18 protein-coding genes are annotated in these 26023 nt (G+C 51.7%); 8 read left to right on the forward strand and 10 right to left on the reverse strand.

What is annotated here, in order from left to right:
* Positions 1 to 367 precede the first annotated feature (367 nt).
* The 3 genes from DUE52_RS31255 (at position 368) to DUE52_RS31270 (ending at position 3881) form a co-directional block, all read left to right on the forward strand.
* Entirely contained in the window at positions 368 to 1645 is a 1278-nt protein-coding gene (locus tag DUE52_RS31255) for a site-specific integrase (protein WP_229312371.1), read from the forward strand.
* A 621-nt stretch (positions 1646 to 2266) separates the two neighbouring features.
* On the forward strand, positions 2267 to 3223 hold the full coding sequence (locus DUE52_RS31265; RefSeq protein ID WP_114410078.1) for a hypothetical protein: 957 nt from the start codon (positions 2267 to 2269) through the stop codon (positions 3221 to 3223).
* 304 nt (positions 3224 to 3527) lie between these two features.
* On the forward strand, positions 3528 to 3881 hold the full coding sequence (locus tag DUE52_RS31270; protein WP_114410079.1) for a helix-turn-helix domain-containing protein: 354 nt from the start codon (positions 3528 to 3530) through the stop codon (positions 3879 to 3881).
* 21 nt (positions 3882 to 3902) lie between these two features.
* Here the strand turns inward: DUE52_RS31270 and DUE52_RS32550 are convergent, their stop codons facing one another.
* A complete protein-coding gene (locus tag DUE52_RS32550) occupies positions 3903 to 4043 on the reverse strand; it encodes a hypothetical protein (protein ID WP_165841071.1) in 141 nt (46 codons plus the stop codon).
* Positions 4044 to 4390: 347 nt separating this feature from the next.
* Between DUE52_RS32550 and DUE52_RS31275 the strand changes: the two genes are divergently transcribed.
* From DUE52_RS31275 to DUE52_RS31300, 5 genes are all read left to right on the forward strand, one after another.
* Positions 4391 to 5005 (forward strand): hypothetical protein, encoded by a 615-nt coding sequence (locus DUE52_RS31275; RefSeq protein WP_114410080.1) that lies wholly within the window; start codon positions 4391 to 4393, stop codon positions 5003 to 5005.
* A 595-nt stretch (positions 5006 to 5600) separates the two neighbouring features.
* Entirely contained in the window at positions 5601 to 5960 is a 360-nt protein-coding gene (locus DUE52_RS32270) for a hypothetical protein (protein WP_133299993.1), read from the forward strand.
* A gap of 467 nt (positions 5961 to 6427) precedes the next feature.
* Positions 6428 to 8119 (forward strand): hypothetical protein, encoded by a 1692-nt coding sequence (locus tag DUE52_RS31290; protein ID WP_114410083.1) that lies wholly within the window; start codon positions 6428 to 6430, stop codon positions 8117 to 8119.
* Between the two features lie 352 nt (positions 8120 to 8471).
* Positions 8472 to 10853: a TonB-dependent receptor gene (locus DUE52_RS31295; RefSeq protein ID WP_114410084.1), complete on the forward strand. Its 2382-nt coding sequence runs from the start codon at positions 8472 to 8474 to the stop codon at positions 10851 to 10853.
* Between the two features lie 45 nt (positions 10854 to 10898).
* Complete coding sequence (locus DUE52_RS31300) at positions 10899 to 12098, forward strand: DUF4374 domain-containing protein (RefSeq protein WP_114410085.1); 1200 nt, start codon at positions 10899 to 10901, stop codon at positions 12096 to 12098.
* Positions 12099 to 12172: 74 nt separating this feature from the next.
* Here DUE52_RS31300 and DUE52_RS31305 read toward each other — a convergent pair whose 3' ends face one another.
* The 9 genes from DUE52_RS31305 to DUE52_RS31345 form a co-directional block, all read right to left on the reverse strand.
* A complete protein-coding gene (locus DUE52_RS31305) occupies positions 12173 to 13582 on the reverse strand; it encodes a DUF3526 domain-containing protein (RefSeq protein WP_114410086.1) in 1410 nt (469 codons plus the stop codon).
* A 13-nt stretch (positions 13583 to 13595) separates the two neighbouring features.
* The gene (locus DUE52_RS31310; RefSeq protein WP_114410087.1) at positions 13596 to 15020 is read right to left on the reverse strand and encodes an ABC transporter permease; all 1425 of its coding nucleotides are present in this window, start codon (positions 15018 to 15020) and stop codon (positions 13596 to 13598) included.
* A gap of 41 nt (positions 15021 to 15061) precedes the next feature.
* Entirely contained in the window at positions 15062 to 17308 is a 2247-nt protein-coding gene (locus DUE52_RS31315; RefSeq protein ID WP_114410088.1) for a carbohydrate binding family 9 domain-containing protein, read from the reverse strand.
* Positions 17309 to 17340: 32 nt separating this feature from the next.
* The gene (locus DUE52_RS31320; protein ID WP_114410089.1) at positions 17341 to 18042 is read right to left on the reverse strand and encodes an ABC transporter ATP-binding protein; all 702 of its coding nucleotides are present in this window, start codon (positions 18040 to 18042) and stop codon (positions 17341 to 17343) included.
* 14 nt (positions 18043 to 18056) lie between these two features.
* Positions 18057 to 19424 carry a DUF3526 domain-containing protein gene (locus DUE52_RS31325; protein WP_114410090.1) on the reverse strand — a complete coding sequence of 456 codons (1368 nt, stop codon included), beginning with the start codon at positions 19422 to 19424 and terminating at the stop codon, positions 18057 to 18059.
* Positions 19421 to 20884, reverse strand: a complete 1464-nt coding sequence (locus tag DUE52_RS31330) for an ABC transporter permease (protein WP_114410091.1) — start codon at positions 20882 to 20884, stop codon at positions 19421 to 19423. The genes DUE52_RS31325 and DUE52_RS31330 overlap by 4 nt, the downstream gene beginning before the upstream one ends.
* Before the next feature lie 3 nt (positions 20885 to 20887).
* Complete coding sequence (locus DUE52_RS31335) at positions 20888 to 23356, reverse strand: TonB-dependent receptor (protein WP_114410092.1); 2469 nt, start codon at positions 23354 to 23356, stop codon at positions 20888 to 20890.
* Between the two features lie 118 nt (positions 23357 to 23474).
* Complete coding sequence (locus DUE52_RS31340) at positions 23475 to 24686, reverse strand: GTP-binding protein (RefSeq protein WP_114410093.1); 1212 nt, start codon at positions 24684 to 24686, stop codon at positions 23475 to 23477.
* Positions 24687 to 24920: 234 nt separating this feature from the next.
* Complete coding sequence (locus tag DUE52_RS31345; protein ID WP_114410094.1) at positions 24921 to 25988, reverse strand: CobW family GTP-binding protein; 1068 nt, start codon at positions 25986 to 25988, stop codon at positions 24921 to 24923.
* Positions 25989 to 26023 lie beyond the last annotated feature (35 nt).

Genomic DNA, 26023 nt, shown 5'->3' on the forward strand with positions numbered 1-26023 from the left:
TTCCAGGATGAACTCGGGTAACAGGAACTGAATCAGGGGCAAGAAACTCTCCAAAACAATACAGGTTTGATCAAAAACACAAACCTAAAAAAATCCTACGCCCTCCACAACTTTTGCTCTTGATCCATGTTTACCTAACGCTTTACCTAAAAACAAAAAAGCACTTACAGATTCATGTAAGTGCTTGATTTTCAGCGTGGGAGTTGACGGGTTCGAACCGCCGACCCTCTGCTTGTAAGGCATAGTCTATTCAATTATTAATTATTATTATTATTTACTTTTAATTACTAAATCTGTTGATGAACAACTGATTACCAAATGAATCATTCTTTTCTTTTTTGTAAATTTACTAAGCTTTACTAATTTTGTGTATCAAACTGTGTCGCAAATTTTGATACACGCTACCGCCACCGCTGCCATTGTGCTCGATACTCGTCGAAAAAAAACCGACGATACTTACCCTTTGAAGTTACGCATTACCTATCAGAGAGTCCGGAAGTATTACAGGATTGGTATTGACTTAACCGAACCTATCTGGCTGGAGGTTGAGGATAAATCCAAAACGCGCCGGGAACTTCGTGAAATCCGGGAACGGTTGAGCGCATTCCAGAGCCGGGCAGAACAAACCATTAAGGGTATTGAAAATTTCGATTTTGATTCCTTCGAGGCCAGTTACTTTCAAAACTTTACTGAAAATGTCAAAGAGAAAGCACTACGTAATGATATTGTACCTGCTTATTCCAGGTATATAAAGCAGTTAGAGGAGGAGGGCAGGGCGTCCTACGCAGGAATATTCAAATCTTCCATTACATCGCTTGAGACGTTTAAGAAACGTCTCAAATTTTCTGATGTAACACCAGACTTTTTGAAGAAGTATGAGAAATGGATGCTACAGGAAGGAAACTCGGTAACATCGATTGGTATGTGGCTTCGACCGCTTAGGACCATTTTCAACATCGCCATTGAGGACGGTGTCGTCACGCGCGAGCAGTACCCATTCGGAAAACGGAAGTACCAGATACCCGGTGGTCAGAATATCAAAAAGGCACTGACTTTGGCCGAGGTTGAAAAGATTTTCCATTTTCATGCTGTCACTGGTAGCCAGGAAGACAAGGCGCGGGACTTCTGGATTTTCTCCTATCTCTGCAACGGTGTTAATATGAAAGACATCTGCCGATTAAAGTGGAAGAATATTGAAAAGGATAGTGTGACCTTCATCCGGGCGAAAACCGAGCTTACTAATAAATCGAACATTAAACCCATTGTGGCTGTGCTTACCGAGCCGTCACTCCATGTTATACACAAATGGGGGGGCGAAAGAGTCAGCCCGGATTCCTATGTGTTTCCGATCCTGAGCCCTGGCCTGACGCCAAAACGTGAACGCGAGTTAGTGCAGTATTTCACCAAGTTCGTTAACAAGTGGATGCAGCGAGTTGCGGATGCCCTTGGCATTGACAAGCCGGTCACCACCTACTACGCCCGCCACAGCTTCGCAACTGTTTTGAAGCGGTCCGGGGCACCCATTGAATTTATTTCCGAGAGTCTTGGCCATAGTGACATGAAAACGACAGATAACTACCTCGACGGTTTCGAGGATGATACGAAGCGTGAATATACCAAAGCATTGCTGAATTTTAATCGATAAAAACGGCGTATCGTTAATCGAAGGAATTCTGCAAAGGAGGAGAAGGAGAATGATCTTCTTTTTTAATTTAGTTTATATATGATCATAAATAAATACCTATGATCACTTTGTTCAGATTGTCTTCAAACCGTCAATTGGTAGTTGCACTATGAATCGAGCCTGAATAGAGAATGATTCAGCAGTGGGAAATGCTAAACACAATGCATCGCTTTCGTTTTTTCCCTCTTTCGAATGAGGGCACCAAACGGAAGGGGAGGAACTTGATGCATTTTTTTACTAAATTTGTCTACAAATGGATGCAACGGATTGCCACCAGGCAGGAGATCGAGAAGCAGATTACTACCTATTTTGCCGGGTATTATTCGCTACGATTCTCATTTGGTCATGGGGCGTTTTAAATAATCCTTCTCCAGATTTTTCAGGATCATCCCTTCGAGCTTAGTTGTGGTTGGATCAAAAGGGAATGTAATTAGCTTGGAGAAAATCCGAATAATGTTTGGGAAATCCAAATAAAATTACGTTGATTCAATCAAAAACATCATTGTTCGAGAGGGATGATTTGATTTTACGCTGTCCAGAACGAATTTGATGAATAGAACACGTCCTGTTTATGAAACCTCCATGGAGGAAGCGTACTTTTCAGTCGCCGGGCACTTTGAGCCTGATCCCATATACGATGCCGATGCTCCCCAAAATATAGCCTATGCGGGGTTTTCGTATTGGCAGGGTAGGTACAGAGATGGATTTATCCGATTTGACGAGGTAATTAGAAAATCAGAAATTAAACTCCTCAACCAGATCCAAAATTGTTATGAGGCCATACTGTCCCAGACCTTCTCTGTAACTGAACTGCGCAACATACTAAACCGCGTCCGTAACAAAACCAACACTTACCGTTTTGACCCTGAAAGGAAGAAGAAGCATCAGGCTTGGAAATTAATCGCGGACTATTCGGCCCTTGCGGATATTTCGGGTAGCGAGTCTGACGAAAAACTCGCAGAATTTAAGGCGCGTACTTTCTTTTACGATTGTTTGAATGCTCAGCTCGACTCGTTGGACCGAGTTGGTGAAACAACGGAAAACTACCTGTTAAAACTGCACTCCGTTGTAGAGTTCAAATTAGAGAGCATTGAGCCAGAGGTGAATGGTGTTGAGTCGGGACCTTTTTACTTCCAAGTGGTTGAAAAGGTCAAAAATAGACCTGCATTTTTCACTGACTACACTCGATACCTGGTCAAGTTTCTCAAACAGGAAGGCTTTCTTGTAAACGATGTCAAATTGGACGAGTTTAGAACGCTTTTTTTTAAAAAGAAATTTGACGTCTCTGCCCAAGCACTTTTGCATATTCGATGGCAAAAAAGCTACCCATCACTAGCTTACTTAATTTATAGACTTAGAGGTTCATTTATTCAGCCAACCGATGCTTACAAGATTGCCGTAAACCGGTTTGTCAACAAAACAGGTGAGCCCTTCCGTCCAAAGAGGCCAAATTATGACAGCAGTAATAAATCAGATGCTGATGTTTACCTGATCGATGAAGTTCTACAATTAGTAAAGAAGGAAATAGAGAAGACGTGAAAAAACTAAAAAAAATACACATTTTTAATTTCCTTAAAATCAATAGCTTAAAGGGGTTTTTACCCGATGATTTACCCGATGGTTTGTTGAAATGCAAATAGCCGCATTCCTTTTTTTTTCAAATTTGTATCGAATCCCACGGAGAGATTTCGGAATAAAATAACAAAAAAATGAAAAAAACAAAATCGGCATTAAAAATTTTCGTAAACAGGCAGTATGCCCGAAGGAGAGATGCCACGGTCGGGAAGTTGTACTGGCGAGTGCCGCTTCCAGTAGTCACACCACAGCCACACTCGGAAAGGTCATGAACCAAATTTTACTTTCGGGAATGGAGCTCAGCGAACTGCTTAACTCGATCCGGCACATCGTTCAGGAGGCTTTCTTCACCTTCCAGTCAACGCCACCCGTCCAGCCCTCGAATCGAATGGGGGGCATTGGTCTCGCCCGGGAAGTAACGGGGCTGGCAACATCAACCCTCTATAATCTGGTGGCGCAAAACAAGATCCCTCACTGCAAGAGGGGCGGGAAACTCTTCTTCATGGAGGAGGAACTCCACCAGTGGATTCTGGCGGGTCGTCGGAAAACGACCGCCGAAGTCGCTACCGATGTAGACGCCTTCCTGTGCCGTCACCCAAAAGGCAAGGCGAAGATCAGTTAAAACATGGTCACGCTATCCTAATCACTTCCTTTCTGTGGTGGCGTGTGTCGCCAACCCACCATTGGCCAGAAGGCCACCTTCGGCTTGCGGACTGGAGTCACCAACGGGGACCGGCAGGATGCCCGTACCCCGAACCGCAAACGGAAATGTCCAATCGTTCACCTTTTTTCACCGACTGCTACTATGATTAGCTAAAATCGTTCTCGCATATAATGCGACTCTACACCTAGTCTGAACTGATCGCCGGGACACCTTGAGACCGTTTTACTTGGTTTCAGGCTCCAGAAAGTGGTACCCTTTCTGGACACGTCACCCCAAATCCCTGCCACTGGACAAATCGCTCCTACTCCAGTCAGATCAGACGGAAAACCGCCCTGCGTTTCCCTTTCCTGCCAGCATCGAACGGACCTCACCATTTGGTCTGCCGGGAAATGTATTGACTGCAATCACTGATTTCTTTTACCAATTAAAAACGACCCATGGAAAACAATTCCATACAAACAGCTTCAATGGATACCATTGGGCTTCATCTCATCCTACCCGAAGGATACAACTCCCAACCTGCTTTTGCGAAAGACGTATTCGACGATTACCTCAACCCAGGGAGCTGTAATTTCTTGTCGGAGAAGGAACTGGTCAGGCTGGTTCCCCTGGAACCAGACGAGTACGAGTACTTTAAACGCGTAGGCTTAATCTCCTTCATCGAACTGGGTGGCCGAAAGATCTGCCCGCGGCCCTATTTCGAACCTCTGCTTTTTGCGACCTACCGCCACTTTCCATTGGTGCATCCCCACCTTCACCGGTTCCTCTACGGGGCCAAAAACCGGAACCCTTATTCCCCGAAGGATACGCAGATATACCTGGATCTGTTTCCCTCTTGCAGCCAGGAGAATGTTTGGCTGTCACGCGATAATCGTCAAGGATCCCGGTTGGTGAGCCTCATGAAATTCATCGATCAGATTACCTGTGAATTCGAGAAAGCCATGACAGACGAAGATTTCGAGGACGGAGCTCCCGAATATGTACCCCACCGGATGATCGACTGTTTCGCCATGTGGCAACGCGGCCAGTGGCATCTCAACACGGAGGCCGACCCGGCCTGGCACAACCAGCGGTATCGGTAATCGACTTTTCTGAGAGTCAGAATCGGGTGTTCCCGTTAACGTATACCATTGATCGTTAGATCGGACTCCCTCTTAAATCACCAACTTAACCAAAGTACTTCGTTCAGCTTATGCCCCGTGCCCCTCCAATTATACCTGATGCTGTTTCAATCAAGACCGACCCCGGTCGGGGTCGGTACCGCCACCGAATTCACCGTTGTGGTGCTTCGCGTATCCGATCGATGAACCCAGGCATTGGCAATCACCGCTTCCGGATTCTTTAATCCGAGTCGGTCAGTGATGATCTGGATCCGTTGGGTGGACCTACGTTTTTAACTAAAATTTTATTTTTACCCTTTAATCCAAACTCGGTATGAAAATACCTCAACTTTTATTACCCGCAGGCTGCTCCCAAGAACAACACCTGCGTGATCTTCACGAGGAAATTGCCAATTTCCAGTTCCGGAAGTTCCTCTCGCACGGCGAAGTCCTCCATATGACGACCCTTGACGCGGCCCATTTAACCCAATTGTGGCAACGGGGATTGCTTCCCCGCATCCAATTCGAGGATCAAATCATATACCGCTTCTGTGATGTGGAACCCGTATTGTACGCTATGTTCCGGCCGTTCCCGCGTATCTGGCCAGCCCTCCATCAGTACATCTTTGGCTACACGGCGGAAAGCGTTCTGTACGTCAGCGGAAGTGATAACGTCTCCTGGTTCTACGAGGGTCAGCTTTTCCCGACCTGTTTCCGGGAAGGCTTAACCTGGGCCTCCGATGATCGGGAAGACCCGCGGGTCCTTCAGCTCAGAGCCTTCGTTGAGACCCTCACCGCAAATCCGACTTCGGAAGGGGCAGAAAACTCCGGCGAAAGCCGGGCAAGTCAACTGCTCACCAAATACTACCCTATGTGGGGGCGGGGGGAGTGGCATGCCACCCACCTGCCCGACGGCGTTGAGCGGGAAATCCGATAAATGAACCAGTGGCCACCTCTAAGTTGGCGTAGTGAAACCTGGGGTGAGTTTAATACTCACTCCAGTTCATGCCAGGGACCCCAGTTGTTGCTGACCAAGCAATTGGCAACCTTCGAGGAACAGATCTGGCAGGAGGTGGACCAGTACCTCCAGATTGCGAAAACCTACGGTGATGAAGAACATATGATGGCGTGCCGCTTATTTCGAATGCCCTTTCACTTCTCCTGGGAGGAGGCAGTGGATCGCAAAGTGGCGTAAATTTTTAGTGCATCAGGGCCGGTCCCGGCCCTGATTTCTCTGCCTGCGCCATCCGTTAAATTACTCCCAGGCTCCTATGGCCTAACCGCTTCTGGTATATGCCAGCTTATATACCCGTTTAACTGCCGCTAATTTGGATCTCCCATCAAAAAGGCCTCTAAGCACGGCTACTTCAGTGATTTCTTCTAGCTACCAAAACCACCCTTTCTATGACGCTCACTTCTGCGAATAGACTTTACGTACGACGCCCTGAAAATCTGTACTGGGCGTCGATCCTTGCTGATCATCCACCCGGCTTCAATTGCAGTCCCGACAAGTTGATGTATATGACCGATTTGATCGTAGGGCGTCTGGGAACGGACAAACGCCTTTATGAATCGAAGGGTTATCCCTACAGCCCCATTTCTTCTCAGCGATTACGGGAGTATGTGTTTGATTACCCCCTCTATTTGGCCTATATGCTCCGAGTTGGGGTAATAGAGCGTTCACCCTTGAACTATTCGGTGGGAGTACGGTCCAATGCATACCGCCTAACTAAATTATACCGCACACAGACGGTTACCGACACGATTACGGATCCATTGTTTATACATAAAATTTATCAGGTTACTGACCGGAATAATGCGACTGCCGTGCAAGGCTATTATTACCTGACTCGGTGGGCGGGTGGACTGAAAATAGATGCCGAATTGGGCTATCGATACGCCGAGGCTTTCCTGGCACATGGCCAACAGATCCTTTTATCGCGCCCCAAACGCAAGAGGGCGGGTACGAGAAGCCTAAACCCGAAAACCCAACGTGAGAAGCTGTATTGCCGCCACGCTAATCTTTACCAATCCATCGATCGAATCCGTCGGGGCAATCACTATTTTACTGTCGATGACAGTGGTCATCGACTCCATACGGTGCTAACCAACCTCAAAAGTGATTTACGGCATGCGCTGGCCTACCAGGGACAGTCGCTCGTCAGTATCGACCTGAGTTCCTCGCAGATTTATTTATCCGTTCGCCTGATTGAACCATCCTTTTACGAAGCAAAGCCTACGGATGGCCGAATCGCTCTGCGAGACTTAGCCCCCAATGTACAGTCGTTAGTGGAGCCATTAATCCAAGACATTCGGCACTTGCTGGCCACAAATCCGGCTTCTCCAAGTCCTGCTATCGTCCAGCCTGAGGCTGGACGCAGAAGGTTGAACACCGAAAATATGACCCAGCGCGATCTGGACTTCATAGCTGAACTGGACAGCCTTTGGCGAGCTCCAATAAAGCCTATCACTACTATCACCACAGCCACAAGGGTCTCTCTCCCTATGTACGAGAACAGGTCTTTTTCTTATATGTACGAGTCTGATAACGAGGTAGTTAAATTGGAGAATGGTAGCAGGGATGATAATGATTGGCAACTGTTGATAGAGCAGGTAAAACAGGGGACCTTCTACGAGTATTTGCTTCAGGAAGCCGTTAAGGCGACGGGCAAAACAAAACTAACCCGGGAGCTGATGAAAAAAACGGTATTTACCGTTTTCTTTTCAGAGAATGAGACCACCAGCCGCTTGATGCAAAAACGAAAGGAAATCTTTCGGGACTTGTTTCCCAATGTGATGCGGCTGTTTGAACTCATCAAGTCGCAGCAGCACCGAACGCTGGCGTTGTTGCTCCAGAACATCGAATCTGAAATCTTCCTCAATCGCATCGCCCGTCGTATTGCCCGGGAACGGCCCGATCTGCCTATTTTCACCATTCACGATTCGATCGTCACCACAGTGGGCAACGAGCCGTTTGTGGAAGTGATTATGCGTGAGGAACTCGAAAGAGCAATCGGTATTCGCCCTTTTCTCAAACGGGAGTACTGGCAAGAGGAGGTGTTGGAAGACGCCATTGACGCTTGGTTGAGCCTTTGATCTTCATCCTGATTCTTTCAGCATAGCCTGTGTATAATTGCCTGCTGAAAAATCTGTAACCGCATCTACTGGTCGCCCATCTCCTTAATACCAAACAGGCCCTACTTCCCGCCGATTTTCAGACCGGACGTAAAGAACATCGTCAATATGTATTAAATCCTATTTGATGAAACATTTTCCTGTAGTTTATAACTGTGGACACTCGGTAGGACTCCTCGCTCATTCTGTGCGGTAACTTGATACATCGAGGTTATATCCGAACAGAAATAAATCATCCCTTTCGCATAAAGTTCAATACAAATTCCCATATTTGCAACATAGTTGCAAATATGGGAATAGACGGATCGATTCAATGAGAATACACTACTGGCTGCTGATTCTATTACTGGCTGGTCTACAGGTGCAGCGGAGTGCCGCCCAGGCCCAGGTTTCTATTTCAGGCTACGTGACGGATGACAAAACCAACGAGCCGATCCCTAACGTGGCCGTTCAGGTCAGGGGAACAAAAATGGGTGCTCTTTCGGATGCAACCGGAGCGTTCAGGGTTAAAAATGTGCTAACTGGGACGGTAAAGCTTCGTTTTTCGAGTGTTGGCTATCGGCCGTTGGAAAAGTCTTTTGCCGTCACAGCCGACCTGGAGAACCTAACCGTTCAATTAGCAGCGGAACTCACGGAACTTCAAACCGTTGAAGTTACCGCAACTAGTGAGGAACAGGCCGAAGAGAAGAAAATTCGTAGTAATGTCATGCCGGTAACGATCATTACGGCGAAACAAATCGAAAACAGAGCCGGTAATCTGAACGAGGTCTTAGCCCGACAAGCCGGGGTACAAATCAGAATGAGTGGCGGCTTGGGCAGCGATTCGCGCATATCGGTTCGGGGGCTGGAGGGAAAGCGGGTGCAAATCTTCATCGATGGGAATCCCTTGAATACCCCCGATGGTAGCTTGGGTATCAATGACTTACCCGTCCAGATTATCGAGCGCATCGAGATCTATAAAGGCTCCGTACCCGCCTGGCTGGGGGGAGACGGGCTAGGCAGTGCCGTTAATGTGGTGATGAGGCATCGGGATGTCAGCTACATCGACGCGACGGTTTCCCGCCAGTCCTACAATACGCTGTCGCTCGGACTAATTCTTAAAAAAACGTTCGAAAAATCGGGGATCGAACTGGGCGTTGGTGCGTTCGATACGCGGAGTGATAACGATTACATCATAAAATCGCCATATCAGCCTGATCTGAAAATCAAACGAGACCATGATTTCTACCATTCCCTCCTGGTGGGTAGGGCCATTCGGTTTCACAAGCTGTGGTTTGACGAAATCGAAATCGAGAGCGCTTACGTACTCAATAAGAAGCAAATTCAAGGGATTCAGGAAAATATTCAGCACGTTGAGAGCCGGGGCGAAGCGGGTGTCAGCGTCATTAGTTTTACCAAGAAAAACTTTGCCAACAACAAGTTAGGGCTTCGCTACAATGTGCTGTATGGCAAATTCAATGTCAAATTTATTGATACGTCGGCCTACAATTACGACTGGGAGGGTAGACGGATTCCCAGCCGCATCGGGCGGGGGGAGTTGGGCATTGGCCCGAATCTGTCGACCAACTTACAACGCGATCTTCGGCATCGGTTCAATCTGGATTATCGGCTCAATGAGTTCATCACCCTCAACCTGAATAATACAGCTCGTTATGTGACCTTCGACCCCAACGACGACGTAGGTAATGCATTTGCGGGCACAAACCGCTTTAACTACCCCGGCTCGGTGCGCAACAGTATCACGGGGCTGACTCTGGAGACCAGGCTCCCAAACGATCAGTTGCTCCTATCAGCAGCCGTGAAACAGTACTACAATCGCGTGAAAGGCTATAATACGAGCCTGTACGTCAATAATTCAACACCTGACCCTGTAGATAATCTGACCAACGTGTTGGGTTACAATGCCGGTTTTCGGTACAATTTCTCACCGGCATTGCTGGCGAAAGGTAGTTACGAGCGGGGCGTTCGATTACCGAACAACACCGAGCTGTTTGGCGATGGCATTCTAATTACCCCGACTACGTACCTTAAGCCTGAACTGGCACACAATTACAATCTGGGGTTGGTCTATGACCGTACCGACAGCGAGGCCCGCCGGTTGCAAATTGAAGTGAACGGCTTTTACATGAACGTGGAAAACCTGATTCAGTTGTCGGGAAACGGCCTCACACTGGGGTACGTGAACTACGCCAAAGCCAACATCAAAGGGGCTGACATAGACGTGAAATATGACCTGACGCAACATATCTATACCAGCGTAAACGCAACGTATCAGATTCCGACCGACATCAATCGAGTTATTCCCGAAACAACCGTGCCCAACCCGACTTACGGCCTTCAAGTGCCAAACACACCCCAGTTATTTGCGAACTGGAACCTCGAATTTCACCGGCAACATCTGTTTGGCAAGGACTCGAAAACCCGGATTATCTACGACGGCAGTTTCGTGAATCGCTACAGTTACGGCTTCAACATCAGCGTCTATGACCGTTTTTTTATCCCAACCTACCTCACGCATACCCTCTCGGTTGAGCAGTCCTTTAGGCAGAGCCGCTACACGTTTACGGGCGAGGTAAACAACCTGACGAACGAAAACGTGATCAACAATTTCAACCAGCCGCTCATGGGGCGCACGGTCCGGGTCAAGTTTCGTTATCTGCTGTTTGGCCCCGAAACGCACGACCATACGCATTAACTATTGAACCAAGTAAACCCATCCAATTCTTTAATGCAACCACTTATGAAGAAAGTACTATGTAAAATCGGGATTGCATTCGCACTGGCAACGGCATTCGTGGCCTGCAAGACGTCAGACCCCGTTTCTGACCCAAGCGCCGGGTTGGACAGGTTGGTGGTCGGCACCAACATCACCACCGCCAATCCGGTTGTCGGGTACGTGGGCACCTTAAAAGATCTCAGTGCGGGCAGTTTTACGAATGCCAAATCGAGGCAGTCAACGGCCTATCCGTATGTGACGGTATATAAAGACGATGTGTTCGTCATGCCATCGCTCTACGGCGACATTGTGCGGAAATACACGCGGCAATCCGATGGCACTCTGTCCGAAGCAGGTACGCTGGTTGCCCCGGCTGGCTCAAAACCAACATGTATGGTTATCGAAAGTGATACGCGGGGTTATCTATCCTTGTATGGCGCGGGGAAGATCATCGTTTTTAACCCGACAACCCTGGCTACGCTCAGCACCATTGACCTAACCAGTTACGGCGAGGGGGGGGATGGTAACCCCGACCCAAACGTGATGGCGTTCCGAAATGGCAAGCTATATGTCGCCTGTAGCCAGACTACAGACGGCTTCACCAGCAAATTCCCGGTTCAGGTGCTGATCATTGATATTGCCAACAACTTCAGCGTTATATCGGCTACTGACAGCCGCAGCACATGGGCGGGTAGCATCAACGAGCAGAAATCCATCTTCTTTGATGAAGCGGGCGACATGTACATTTTTTGCGTAGCCTCGTATGGTTTTGGTGGCCCTACGCAGAAAAGTGGTTTTTTGCGCATTAAAAACGGACAGACTGTTTTTGATGCGACTTACTTTTTTAACACCTCGGATTACAGCATCACCGGTATTCCTGGCAGCAAGGTAGACTACCTACAACGGATGCGCTACGCAGGGAATGGCATCGTGTATTCAACCGGAAATATTTACGCATTAGCCAGTAACCCGCCCGACTACATTAAAGACCGAACCTATGGCTCGTTCAAAGTCGATATTGTCAATAAAACGATCACCAAACTGAACATGCCGTATTCAAATGGGTATGCTGCGTCGGTTTGTTTGTTCGACAATAACGTGCTGTTCGGCATTGCCGGTACGTCGGGGGTCGGTATTTATTCGTATGATCCGGCCACGAACACGGCCAGCACGGCACCCATTGTGACTACTCAGGGTGATCCCAACATTATCGAGTCGTTCTAAGACCGAATTGCCGCTATGTACCAAAAAGCACTCCATCCTAACCGTGGAGTGCTTTTTTTGTTTTGTTGTATCGGTTACCGATTCAACCGCCACCAGCCCAGCCCGAACAGCAGCAACGTACCCAGCAGTAGTTTCAGCAGACCACTACCAATGGCAAAACCGGGCGCGGTCGACTGAAACTGCCAGGCCGGAAACTGGTCGTAGTCGGCCGGGGTGAGCCGTTCGTTTTTGAAGACCTTAGGCAGGAAAAACGCATTCCAGCGAGTATGGAAATCCCGAATTTGCCGGATATAATCGCGGTGGGCCGTTGCCGACGTACCCGCCAGCCCGTTGAACAACTCCAGGGCGTTGATGGCGGGCAATAGCCAGTGCCAGCCCGATACCGTGGCCTCACGGGCGGCAACGGCCGTTTCGTACTGCTCGACCAGTGGAGCAAGCGTTCGGTCGAGTTGCTCGTTGCGGGCATAGTAGGGGCGTATGTCAAAAACCCCTTTGGCGGAAACGTTCGGGAAATAATAGTCGGGATGGCGGGCATAGTACGGTTTCAACACCACCGAGTCGGGTTGCTCCTGACTGTACTGGTCTCGCACCAGATTCTCGAACGTGGTCCGGTCAATGGGTTGGCTCATGGTGAGCACCTGTTGTAACAGTGTGGGCAGGGCCACCACCAGCACGAGCCAGCAGCCCAGCAACACCAGCGCATTGAACGCCGATGGTTTCTGAAACGATACCACCGCGAAAATCACCCCGCCCCAAAACAGGAGGTAGGCCACCGAAACCAGCAGGAACTTAACCAGCAATCCACCATCCTGGGCCAGATTAATGCCCAGTACCGGTACGGCCAGTAGCGTCAAGCCAACCAGGAACGCCATCACCAGCAAGAGCCGGAGCGCTACTTTGGCCAACACAATCTGCCTCAGCGTAACGGGTTGTGAGCGCAGGAGCGAATACGTACCCAGTTCCGTTTCGGTCGATAACAGGTTGTACGACAGGGTGATCAGTAGCAGGGGTAACAGAAAAATGACCACAAACGCCCAGTCGAAATGGCCTACCGATAGTTTTTGAGGATTGGCAATTTCCTGCTGAAACAACTGCCGGTAAATAGCCCGGCCCCCCACGTCCTGATAATACGGAAACAGATCGCGCATACCGAGCGAGAGCGGGGCCAGCGCCGAAGGCTCGTGAACGGCAAAGCGGTAGCCTTCCGGTACGTTCACTTCGTAGGCGTTGGTGGCGGTTGCCCACTTGGGTTTGTTGCCTGCGATGCTCGTATCCAGGCGCGCCCAGGCGGCCAGCGAATCGAGCCGGGTACGTTCGTCTTGTTTTACCTCGGCAATGGTGGCCTGCTGCCTGCTCACGAATGTTTGCCCATACAGGAAGGCATACAGACCAGACAATAGTACTATTCCCAGCAAAGCCGCCAACGCCCGGCCCCGCCGGAGCCGCAGCCAGTCGTTTTTCAAAATCAGCCAAAATACCGTCATGTCGAGGGGAAGTTTAAGCAATGGAAACTGTTTTCAGACCGCGCCGAACGCCCCACACCAGCATACTGCCAAACAGCATCAGAGCCAGTCCCGACAGCGCATGCCGACGCAACGCCCAGCCAACGGGAGGTAGTTGATACTGAAAGTCAGGTGTTTGTGCCCAGAAATCGCGCGACACGGTTTTCTCCCAGTCGCCGGTTTTCGAGAAGGTTTTCATGTGGTTGTTCAGGCGTTCCACCAGCCCAAACCGGTACTGCTCGGCTTTGGCTTTAAAGTCCAGAAAATGGGCGTAATCCGAACCCGACAGGCCCATCGACAAGTCCCGCACCGCTAAGTAGGGATTCAGAAAACCGACGATATCAGCGAGGCTGTTCTGCCGTTCAAACTGATCCTGCAAGGCCCCGAAATGCTTTTGATAGACCATGCTGGTGTATTTTTCGCCCTCCTGCATCACAATACCGTCGAAGTTGACGGGCAGTTTCGAGACCGAATCCACGCCGTATTGCGCCAGAATTTTCTTCTCCAATTCCTTGGCGCGGGCACTGGAGGGGTTATGCCCGTCGATCCCTTTTTCCTGGTCTTCGTTAATCTGCTTTCTGAACGCGTAGCTGGACGGCACGCTGAACAGACTTTCGCCGAGGTTGGCCGTAGCTTTGGGCAGGATGATACAGGCTACAATCCAGACGCCGAGCAGGGTCAGCAAGCTATTTCGGGAGCTACTGCTGCGGGCCGAGACGAATACGCTGCCCGCCACAAACAAAAAGAAGTACAAGGCATAAAGCAGAACGAACAGCACCAGCCGGAGCCCGGTGTCGGCAGTGGCATCGAAGCCCGTTTGGGCAAACAGCAGCCCACCCGCCAGCAGCAGGGCGGGACCCACCATCAGCCCCACCACCTGACTGTATCCCCATACTTTCCCCCAGTACAAATCGGGCGTCGATGCACCCTGACTGACCAGCAGTTTCAACGTGTTTTCTACCCGCTCCCGGGTGAAGGTGCTGAAGCAGAGAAAGATAGTCAGCAACGGAATGAGTAGTTGCAGCACAAAGGCGACAGTCATCTCACCAAACCGGATCAGCACCGTGGCATCTTCGGCGGCACTGAACTTGGCATCGTTTTGCCGGTGACCTTCCAGATAGACGCTGGCCCCGGTGTAGGTATCGAGGCCGAAGTCCAGAAAGCTCAGGTCCGACTTGGGCCGGAAAGCAAATGTGCCGTAGTGAGCCGCCGAGTGGGGATTCTTTTCGGTCTGGCCCAGCCAGGCAGCCCGCGCCGACTGGTTGGCCTGTTCGCGCTTGTCGGCCAGCGAGCGGTAGTTGCGGAATCCCGTCCAAGTAGCCACAACGAGTAGCAGCAACACCACACCGGCGGCCACCACAAACCGGCGGTCGCGCCGGGTCTGGGTAAATTCATTCCGGGCAATCAGTTGACGAATCATCGTTTGAGTTGTTTAGTAGTACCAGTCAAGTAGTTAAGCCCTTAGAACTGTTTTAAGTAGGTTATTTTGGCAATGCTTTGCTCATTGCGAACCGTATCGAACCGTTGCAAAGAGGTAGTATACTGTTGGCTACTGTTGCTGTTGTAGACCAGATACAAAAACGACAGCGGCTGAAATTCCCACGCAAAGCGGATGTTCCAGATGTCGCGGGTAGCCACCGAATTATGCTGAAAAAAGGAGGTAAGCTGTACCCGTGGGTTGAGCGACAGACGAATTTCGGGTGTAATTAAATGCGTAACCATTGATTCCTCGTTTTCGCCAACATCCCTGAAGCGATTGCGCTGATACGACACTTTTGCCGATACGTTGGGGAGCGGTGAAAAGCGAACTTCGCCCTGAAGCGTAGCGAGTCGTCCGTCGTAAAAAGAGCCGAATTCGGTTTGTGTTTTTACGGAAAAGGCTCTTGATAAATCCGAATCGTACGAGAACCGATACCGGGTGTAGTAATACTTACCGGTCGGGATGTTGATCCCTACGATCGGAAAAGCCTGGTCTACCACCTGCCAGGTTGGAATCACGTTGCCCGTAAACCGATTTCCCCGGTTGGCAATAATCCAGATTGGAAACAGCGTGAGTTCGGCCTGCTGAAATTTGCCGTCCGACGCCCGGTGGTACGCATCGAAGTAAAATCCGGGGTCCATTTGCCGCATGAACTTCGGTTTCCAGCGTGGCCGGGTGATCCGATAAACACCCGTGTTGTTGTTGATGAGATTAGACCCGTAGACAAAACCCATCCGGGGATTGTAGTCTTTGGTAATAATGGATTGGATTAGAAATGCGTACCAGTTATTGTTCGAGAAAATGAATTTGCTCAGGGCCGTAAAACCGTCTCCGCCTGCTGTGGACGTTTGCGATTTGGTCACCATAAAATTCCAGCTAAAGGGGTCTTTGATCCGCACAAACCCGTCCACCGAAAATGTGGCATTGGTAACGGCCGGTTTTCCAAAAGCTGCTTCACTCGAATTGACGGTTACCATACCCCCAAACCGATTCTGTTTGCCGACATTCCGGCTGTAGCGCAACACGCCGAAGTGCGTCGTAGCCGTTTGCGTTTCGTCTGACTTACGCTGACGCACGAAAAGACCGGCAAAGTTCTGTTTTAGATTGCGGCTGACCAGCCTCAAACCGGCATCGAGCGGGATGGGCGTTCCCGCGTCGGAAAGGCCGATTTTTCGGCTGAAGAAAGGCTGGTTAAAGTCGTCGCCCAGATTGAAAAGTGTGGCGTTTTCCAGAAAAAACTGCCGCCGTTCGGGGAAAAGCACCGAAAACCGCGTTAAGTTCTGCACCTGTCGATCTACGTCGGCCTGGGCAAAGTCGGTGTTGATGGTCAAATCCAGAACGGTATGGGGCGTAATGGCCCACTTGATTTCCCCGCCAAGTTTGGGCGCGAAAACCTCGGCAGTTTGCCGACCATTCACGAAATTTCGTTTGTAATCGGTCAACAGGTAAGGCTGCATCCGCACATTGACCGACGGGGCTGGCGGTTCTATACCCTTCAATAGCCCGGCATAGGTCATGCGGTAGGCCGTAAAGGCGCGCGGAAACGGTGACCAGGAGGATTGTTCGCCCAACCGGCGGGTACGTCTGACAAACTGAATGCCCCAGTCCTGCTGTTTCGCGTTGGGATACCGCAGGGTGGCCCAAGGAATCTGCATTTCGGCCACCCAACCCGAATCGGTACGGGTGGTGCGCACTTTCCAGAATCCGTCCCACTCGCGGTCGAAGAAGGTATCGTCAAAGCATAACAAATCCCGTTGAGCGCCGTACGGATTGGTCTGAAAGGCAATGGCGTTGCGTTTGTCCAGAAAAGGGTCGATGCTGACGCCCACGAGGTCGTAGTTGAAGAAGTCGAAATCGCGGATCAGGTCGGGTACGCGCACGGCTTTTTTTCCCAACGAATCGGGGCAGAAGAAACCAAGATAGAGATTGCGGCTGTTGTAGAGCACATACACTTCCGTATCGAAAGCCACTCGGCCCCCCTGATCGGGGAATTGCCGAAAGAACCCCGATGCTAGTTTTGCTATTTGCCAGGCCGGTTCATCGAGTCGGCCATTGATGAGCAAGTTTTCCGCTATTTTCAGCCCGGTTATTTCTTTGGGCGGGTTTTCGGGCTGAAAAACCGTTCCGTCCTGCGCACAAGCAACGCCCCACAACAGCGCAGTGACGATCAGGGCATTGACGATACGTGTTACCCAATTACAAAACCTGCCCAATTTCTGCTTCGTCATTGACTTCAGTAATCTGTACGTTTTTTTCTCGCCTACACCGTTTGCAGATAAATGGCTTCCAGCTCGTTAGCCGTCAGGTCACTGGCCGATAGTGATTCCACGAGGTGGCCCGCCCGCATGATGCCGATGCGCGTACCCACTTCGCGCGCCCGGAAAATGTCGTGCGTAGCCATCAGAATGGCCGTGCCGGATTGTGCCAGGCCGGTTAAGATTTCCGAAAACTCGTTGCTGGCTTTGGGGTCCAGACCACTCGTGGGTTCGTCGAGCAGAAGCGCTTTGGCCTGTTTGGCCAGGGCAATGGCAATGCCCACTTTCTGGCGCATGCCTTTTGAGTAGGTTCCCACTCGTTTGCCGTGGGCCTCGGTTTGTAGCCCGGCGCGGCTCAGCAAGCTGTGCAGTTCGTCGGGCGTGTGGCGAAAGCCAGCCAGTTGGGCAAAAAAATCCAGGTTTTCCAACCCCGTCAGGTTCGGATAGAGCATGACCGTTTCGGGCAGGTAAGCCAGAAATTTCTTGGTCTCCTGCGGGTACTCAGCCACGTTGAGTCCGTTGATCAGGGCCTGCCCCGACGTGGGTGGCAGAAAGCCCAGAAACAGGTTGATGGTGGTGGTTTTGCCCGCGCCGTTCTGGCCCAGCAAACAATAGATTTCACCCGGCTGAACCGTCAGATTCAGGGCGTCGAGGGAAGGGGGCTGGCCCGGAACATACTGCTTGGTTAACTCGATGGCTTGTAACATACGACGTTTGACGTTTACAGGTGATAGATCGTTTGGCGGAACCGGAACCAACCCAGCCCCGCAAATAGCGCGATGAACAATACGAATGTCCCCAGAACCGACAGCGGATGAATTGGTGCCTCATCGGTGAAGGTGTCGACCTTGAAATCAGTCCACTTCTCGGCCAGAACCGGCGCATTCGTGAATATTTTGGGGTAAGAATACAGCCGCATTTTCTCGTGAAACTGGCTGGTGTAATCCATGAACCGAAGCTGATTGCCCAGCCCCGATCGGGCCAGTTCGCCCAGTTGCAACTGGGTGTGCAGGGTCGGCATGAATTGGGCAATGCTCCGGCTGGCCCTTTCGCGCTGTTCCAGCTTTTGCCGCAGTTCACCCGCCTGACCGGCCGATTCATCGTCGCCCAATTGCTGCATGGCGTAATACCACCGCCAGTCGGTGGGCATGTCGACGACGGGCACTTGCCGGAATTGGGGGTAGTGGGCATAAAATTTCTCAAGCGTCGCGGTTTTATCCGTATCCCACTTCTCGTGGTAGCCTTTGCGCTGGGCCAGGGTAGTAGCCTGCGCTTCGGGCACGGGGTAGCGGGCAGTAATGTAGTTGTTGACTCCTGCCGGTAAAACAATGAGCAGCACCAGCCAGATACCCAACAGCAGGATGGCGTTGGTGCTGGAAGCGCGTTGCAAGGAAGCCACCCAAAAACAGACGCTGAACCAGAACAGGATATAGCCTACCGACGTACCCAGAAAAAGCCCCAACACACCATCCAACGGAATACCCAACACCGGTATGGCCAGTGCGACAATAAGCAGCATCACCGCCATCACCACCGCCAGCCGGAGTAAAAAAAGTTGACCGATAAACCCCAGCAGGTGCCGACTCTGAACGGCGACGATAGACCAGGTGCCGTTTTCTTTTTCGTCCGAGATAATTGAATACGTGAACGCAATGATCAGCAGGGGGAACAGATACACCAGCACGAAACTGAAATCGACATTGCCCAGCAGCAGGTTGGCGGGGTTGGTCAGATCGGCATCGTATTTCTGCCCTTCCAGCCCCCGAATCGTCACGCTCTGCACCGACGGGTTCACGTCTCGCTGCCCGATGGCCAGGGCCGTCAGGGGGCGGGTCTGATTGATGACCGAAAATTTAAGGTAGTACAGCAACAGTCCCATATCGTCGTGGTGCAGGGCCGCCTGACGCGGAAAGTCGGTTTGCTGGAACTGAACAACGTCGGTAATGCCCTGCTGTTGCTGCTGGGCGAATTGTTTCCCCACAAACAGCGAGATGACGCCGATAGCCAGCAGAAAAAAAAGGCCGATTCGGATGCCCGCTCCGGCGTACCGGCCCGAACGAATAAACTGGATGAATGCAAGCCGGATCATAGAGCGGTTAAGGTTTTGGTTAATCGCCAGGCTACCACCCATAGCAGCCCCGACCAAAAAATAAAGGCCAGCAGGGAGATGGTTTCGTGCCGGAATACGCTCGCGACGCCCGGCGACTGATACGTAAAGTCGGGAATCTCCTGCCAGTGGTTTTTGCCGATTTGATGGGGCTTGTCGGTCGGTCCCGGCTTTTGGTTGCTGATCAGTTCAATTTGCAACTCGTTGAGCTTCTGAGCCATGTCGTAGCGGTATTGTTCGGCCTGTTGTTGAAAATCGACGTAACTGGCAAAGTCCGTTCCCGACAGGGCCATCGACAGGTTGCGGATGGCCAGATAGGGATTCACGAACGCCAGCGTTTTCGAAAACCGGTTCTGCTGGTCGTAGATCGCCAGCAAACGCTGGAAATGGTCATTATAAAGCTGGGCACTAATTTTCTCGCCCTCGGCCATTACAAACCCGCTGTAATTGAACGGCAGCTTCTGCACCGAATCGACCCCGTAGGCGGTCAGAAGCGAATCTTTCAGTTCTTTATAATGCGGGTCGTTGGGGTTGTGGCTGTCGCCTTCTTTCAGCACATCGGCCTGAATATCGGCCAGAAACTTCGCCTTCGACGGGGCCGGATACAGGTACGACCCCAGGGCCTGCGACGCTCGGGGCAATACCAGGGTCAGCATCAACCAAAGACCAATTAGCGACACCAGGGCCGTTTTGGCCGTTCTACAACGGGCCGATACCAGCACGGCGATGACACAAAACAGGCTCAGGTACAGAAAATAAGACCCCAATAAAAGCAACAGCCGGAGGGTCTGATCGGCGTTGACCGCGCCCCCCTGCAAACCGAACCACAGCAAACCGAACCACAGCAAACCGGTGGCCAGCATGACCGGGCCGTACAGGATGAGCATAACGGCTATCAACCCCAGACTTTTGCCGACCAGAAGTTGTTGCCAACTGACGCCCTGACTCAGGAGCAGCTTCAGCGTACCGGTTTCGCGGTCGCTGGCCACCGTGCCGAAGCCCACAAAAAACAACAGGAGCGGTAGCAGCAATTGCAGCACCATGGACAGACTGATTTCGCCAAACCGCAGCAACCCCGTTGAAAAGCCCGCTTCTGAAAAGTTGACGCTGTTTTGCTTGTGGGCTTCCAGAAAAACGGTGTTACCCAGAAAGCTCTCCATCCCGAAGTCGAACACACTCAGCGGGGCTTTGGGCCGGAAGGCAAAATGGCCGTAGTGCGCCATGCGGTGCGGGTGCTTATCGGGGTTGTTGAGCCACTCCTGCCGGGCCTGTTGCTGATACTGGCGGCCCATGGCATTCTGTTGCCGAAAGCTTACCCAACCCGTCACTGCCGCGTAGACCAGCAGGAAACCAATACCCATCAGTACGCCAAAAAAGGCCCGGTTTTTAAAAGCCGTTGCCCAAACCTGCCGGGCAATCAGTCGTTCTATTCGTAGCGCCATCACTTAAAATCGGTAGGTCAGCGTCAGCATCGTATTGCGCGGGGCACCGGGGAACAACCGGAGATAGTTCTGCGCACCGACCCAATACGTTTTGTTGGTTAGGTTATTGACATTCAGAGCGATCTGTACATTGCTTTTGGCGGGCTTGTAGTACAGGGCCATATCGAAGAGCGTGTAGGCGGGCACCTCAAAGGCGCGGGAGAACCAGGGAATCTTGCTGTCGCTATATTGTATACCCAACCCGATCCCCAAATCACTGAGCGCGGAGTTGGCCCCGAAATTATACCGTGTCCAGAGGTTACCGCTATGGCGGGGCGTGTTCTGCTTGCGCGCACCCACCAGACTGACCTCGTTGTCGCTGACAATGATCGCATCGATGTAGCTGTACGACACATTGATTTGCCAGTTGGGCAACAGATAACCGGCCAGATCCATCTCGAAACCCCGGCTGCGCTCGGCCCCGCGGGTCACCAGCGAGTCGGGGAAAGCGGGCAGGTTGGCGTTGAGCAGCAGATTGCGCTGGTTGATCTCGTAGAGAGTCGCATTCAGGCTGATGCGCCCGCCGAAGAGCTGGGCTTTGGCGCCGATCTCTTTTAAGTCACTCCGCAGGGGCTCGAACAGGTTGGCCGATTTGGCCGTGTTGTAAAAACCGCCCGTGTTGGGCAGGAGCGTTACCGTATTCGACTGTCCCTGAAAGCCTTCCAGGTACGTGCCGTAGAGGTTCAGGTTGGGCGTGAGCGAATAGGTCAGGCCCAGGCGGGGCAGCAGGGCGGTTTTGGTAAACGACGATTCGCCGGGTGCCTGGTAATTGGTGATATCCTGAAACGACTCGTAGCGAAGCCCCAACAACAGCCGGATCTTGTTCCAGCGGAATTGCTCCTGGGCGTAGACGGCGTGGGTGGTGGTGAGCGCGGCCGGGAGTGGTGTCCGGGAATTCAGCACATAATCATCCACATTCCGAATGGTATAGCTGGGGTTATTCAGATCGAAGTAGTTCACGTTGGGGCGCGGCAACGTGACGCCACCAGTAGTAATGGTCTGGTAATTAGCCGCGTTGGCCAGTACGAACGATCCCGCTACGGAGCCATCTTTGAGCAAAAAACCCCGGGCCGCATTCTGTCCCCCGCCTTTCATTTTTTGCCAGTCGGAGAGGTCGTAGCCCACCAGCAGATCGTGGGTCGCCGGGCCCGTATTGAAGTTAAAATTGAAGTAGGCATTCAAATTGTCGATGTTCCAGAACTGCTTGCGTTGCACAAACTGCATGGTGGCCAGCGAGGTAACCGGCTTATTGGTCAGGTCAACGGCAAAGGCGTTGGTGGTGCGGTGTTCCTGCAAATCTTCTTCCCAGGTCTGTTTCATGTACGACACGTTGACGCTGATGCGGTCGTTGAATTTGTGAGCCAGATTCCCGGTGATGATCAGCTCTTTCGAAGCGAAAAAGTCGTTGCTCGCCCCCAGATTCAGGCTGATGGGTGTACTGTTTAGGTTCGTAGCACCCGCCACAGCCCCAAAAATGGGCTGCCCCCGGTCGAGGTTACCCGTCGACCGGCTCAGAATCAGCTCGGCGTTGAGGGCGGTTTTCTGATTGGGGATGTAGGAAAACGACGGCGAAAACAGCAGCGCGTTGTTGCGAACCAGATCGCGGTAACTGCGGGCTTCCTGATAGGCCCCGTTGACCCGGTACAACAGCGTTTTGCTTGCATTGAGGGGTCCCGTAAAGTCGAGCGTACCGCGCAGGGTGCTGAAGCTGCCTGCACTCAGGCTCACCTCTTTGCGGTCGACGGCCAGCGGTTTTTTAGTTACCAGATTGATGCTGCCGCCGGGATCGGCCGACGAAAACGCGGCACTGGCCGGGCCTTTGAGCACCTCCACCCGTTCGATGTTGGTGGTCAGCGGCTGGAGAAAATAATACTGCCGGGTGCGCATCCCATTAATAATCTGCCCTTCTTCATTCTGGCTGATGCCCCGAATGGCATACTGATTGTAAAAACTCGACGGCGTTACGCCACTCACAATCTTGACGGCATCGGCCAGTTGAAAGGCCTGCCGGTCGGCCATCAACTCTTTCGTTACGGTGCCAATCGACTGGGGAATATCTTTGTTGAGCGCGGCAATTTTGGTGGCCGAAAACGAGTACTCACTGTTGTAGTCCCGGGCCACGCGCCCCACCACCTCGACGGTTTGCAGTTCGATGATTTCCGGCACCAGTTCGACCGTAAAAAACCGTTCTCGGGCCTTCACCGTCGTGGTTTTAAAGCCAACAAACGAGACCTGCAACGGACCTGATGCTGGTGCGTCGAGGGTGAATTGGCCCGTGCTGTCTGTGACCGCTCCTGTGTCGGTGCCGGGCGATCTCACGGTAGCCCCGGCAATGGGTTCGCCAGTTCGGGCATTGACTACGTTACCGGTAACCGTTTGGGCGTGTGCGTAGACGGAAACCAGCAGGGAAATCAGGGTAAAAATTGTCTTCATCGGGTTGTATTCGCGATTTAAATGAGTTGGCTTTAATTTTTAGCAATTACCCTGTTCGCAACGATGATCGTGTCATAATCCCGTTTGACTTTCATCCCGTGTTCGATTAAAGTGGCCATTATTCCCAGACTGGAAAAGGGTCTTTAAAGGCTCCCTTCTTTTCTAGGTGCTGTAGTTCGGGTTCAGTACAAAGACAGTCCTGTAATTCCGCCGTGATCTGCTCGGGTTTCAGATCCTGCCCGATGATGACCAGTTCGTTTTGCCGGTCGCCGAAGCGTTTGTGCCAGCGCGATTCGATGCTCTTCTGATTTTCCAGAAAGGCACCGTACTGCGTCCGTTTGGCAAAGGGCATCGACGCCCACCAAACCCCGGCGTTCTCGGCTCGCAAACTGCCCCCAGCCTGGCTGAAATTCAGCGCATCGTCTGGCCGGGATGCCAGCCAGAACAGGCCCTTGCTGCGGATGATACCCGCCGGAAAGTTTTCGCTCAGGTAAGCCCAGAACCGCACCGGGTGGAAGGGTCGGCGGTCGCGGAAGACAAACGAAGAAATGCCGTACTCTTCGGTTTCGGGGGTGTGAGCAATGCCGTTCTTGTGATTCTGAAGTTCCTGAATCCAGCCCGCCGACTGCGATGAGGCCTCAAAATCGAACAGGCCGGTGTTGAGAATCTGAGCCGAATCTACCCGGGAGAACTCCGATTCCAGCAGCCGGGCTTTGGGGTTCAGCTTTTGCAGAATGGCTTTTAGTTCGCCCACCTGGTACCGGCTGAGCAGGTCCGTTTTGTTGAGAATAATGACATTGGCAAACTCGATTTGCTCCGTTAGCAGGTTCACAATGGTGCGGGTATCGGACGGGTCGTCGTTTAGCTCGCGCTGATAGACATTATCGACCGACCCGAAATCACGGCCAAAGTTGAAGGCATCGACCACCGTCACCAAGGTATCTAAACGCGAAAAGCGGGACAGGTCGATGCCTTTTTCTTCATCCACAAAGCTGAACGTCTGGGCCACCGGCAGGGGCTCCGAAATACCGGACGATTCGATCAGCAGGTAATCAAAGCGGTTTTCGCGGGCCAGCTTTTCCACTTCCAGCATCAGATCTTCCCGCAGCGTACAGCAGATGCAGCCATTGGACATTTCAACCAGTTTCTCCTCTGTTCGGGACAAGGTATTCTGGTCTTTGACGAGCTGAGCATCCACGTTGACCTCACTCATATCATTGACGATGACGGCCACTTTAAGCCCGGCTTTATTGTGCAGGACATGGTTGAGCAGGGTGGTTTTACCGGCTCCCAGAAAGCCGCTGAGTACCGTTACGGGCAGTTTTTTCATTTGCGTACAAGTTATCAGTTATAAATGCAACTATGTTGCAAATATAAACTTTTTCACTCAGTTTATGTGAAATGGCTGAAGTTTTATGCAACTATGTTGCACTGGGTGGAGGGCGCTATAAAGGAGTCGATTGGGGTACCGAAGAATTACCTGAAAGGTGCGGTATTACCGTGCATTCCAATAAATAGATAATCATTGGCCAGTCATTGGCTGGAATCGTACTGGGTTCTGGATTTATAAGTTAGGCGTTGGAGGCAGGCGTGATACAGGCTTCTGGGGATCTTTAGCGAAACAGTGCCGCAGCAGCTTTTCGAAGCCAGCCGGTTTCAGTCGCTTTCCAATGAACACGATCCGGGTGATGCGCGGCTCGCCGGGTTGCCAGTCAGCACCTTCCGTGAGGGTTAATGTTCTTCCCACCGATTGAACAATCCAGCGCTCTTTGCGGGTGGGGTCGGCAATAATGCCTTTGATGCGGTAGAGATCTTTTCCATCGAACAGGAGCAGGGTGGTGAGCCGGTGATAGATCTGGGTCAAATCGATTGGTTCCGCAAAGCGAAAGCTGAGGGAAACCAGATCCGAATGGGCATGGTGATGATGCTTGCTGGGGAACGGAACAATCGAATGCGGTTGCGTCGTGGCCTGGACCGGGCTCAAACCCGGCTGGGCTGGCACGGGACGAAGCGTTGCCACCGAAGCCGTCCCGGCGGTATCCCGCTCCAAAGCCATCAATTCGCGGATTGGGTAGTTGTCTTTGTGGCCCAGTAAGACGTGGGCAAAGGGATTAAGCCCCCGCAGCAGGTCCTGTAACGAATTGAGATAAGTGTTCGATACCCGGTCGGTTTTATTGATGAGGATAATGTCGCTGAATGAAATCTGGCCGATGGCTTCCTCAGTATCGCGCAACTGGTCTTCGATGAGTTCGGCATCCACTAAACAGATCACCCGTTTGAGGTGGAAATCACGCAGTACCCTCGGCAGCATCAGGAAAGGAACCGCCACGCTCGCCGGATCGGCGATACCCGTGGTTTCAATAATCAGCTCGTCAAAACTGTCGCGCCGGTCGTTGAGGGCTTCCAGGACGTCGAGCAGATCGTTGCTGAGCGAGCAGCACAGGCAGCCGTTACTCAGTTCCACCAGGTCTACGTCGGGACGCACCACCAACCCGCCGTCGATGCCTTCTTCGCCAAACTCGTTTTCAATCAGGGCAAAGCGGGTCTGCGGCCGGTCGCCCAACAGCGCGTTGAGGAATGTCGTTTTGCCCGCTCCCAGAAAACCGGTCAATATAGTTACGTCTTTCGCCATGTCTTTCGTCGTTGGTGAGCTCGGTAGCCCGCAGC

It is taken from the genome of Larkinella punicea (assembly GCF_003334855.1).
Lineage (GTDB): Bacteria > Bacteroidota > Bacteroidia > Cytophagales > Spirosomataceae > Larkinella > Larkinella punicea.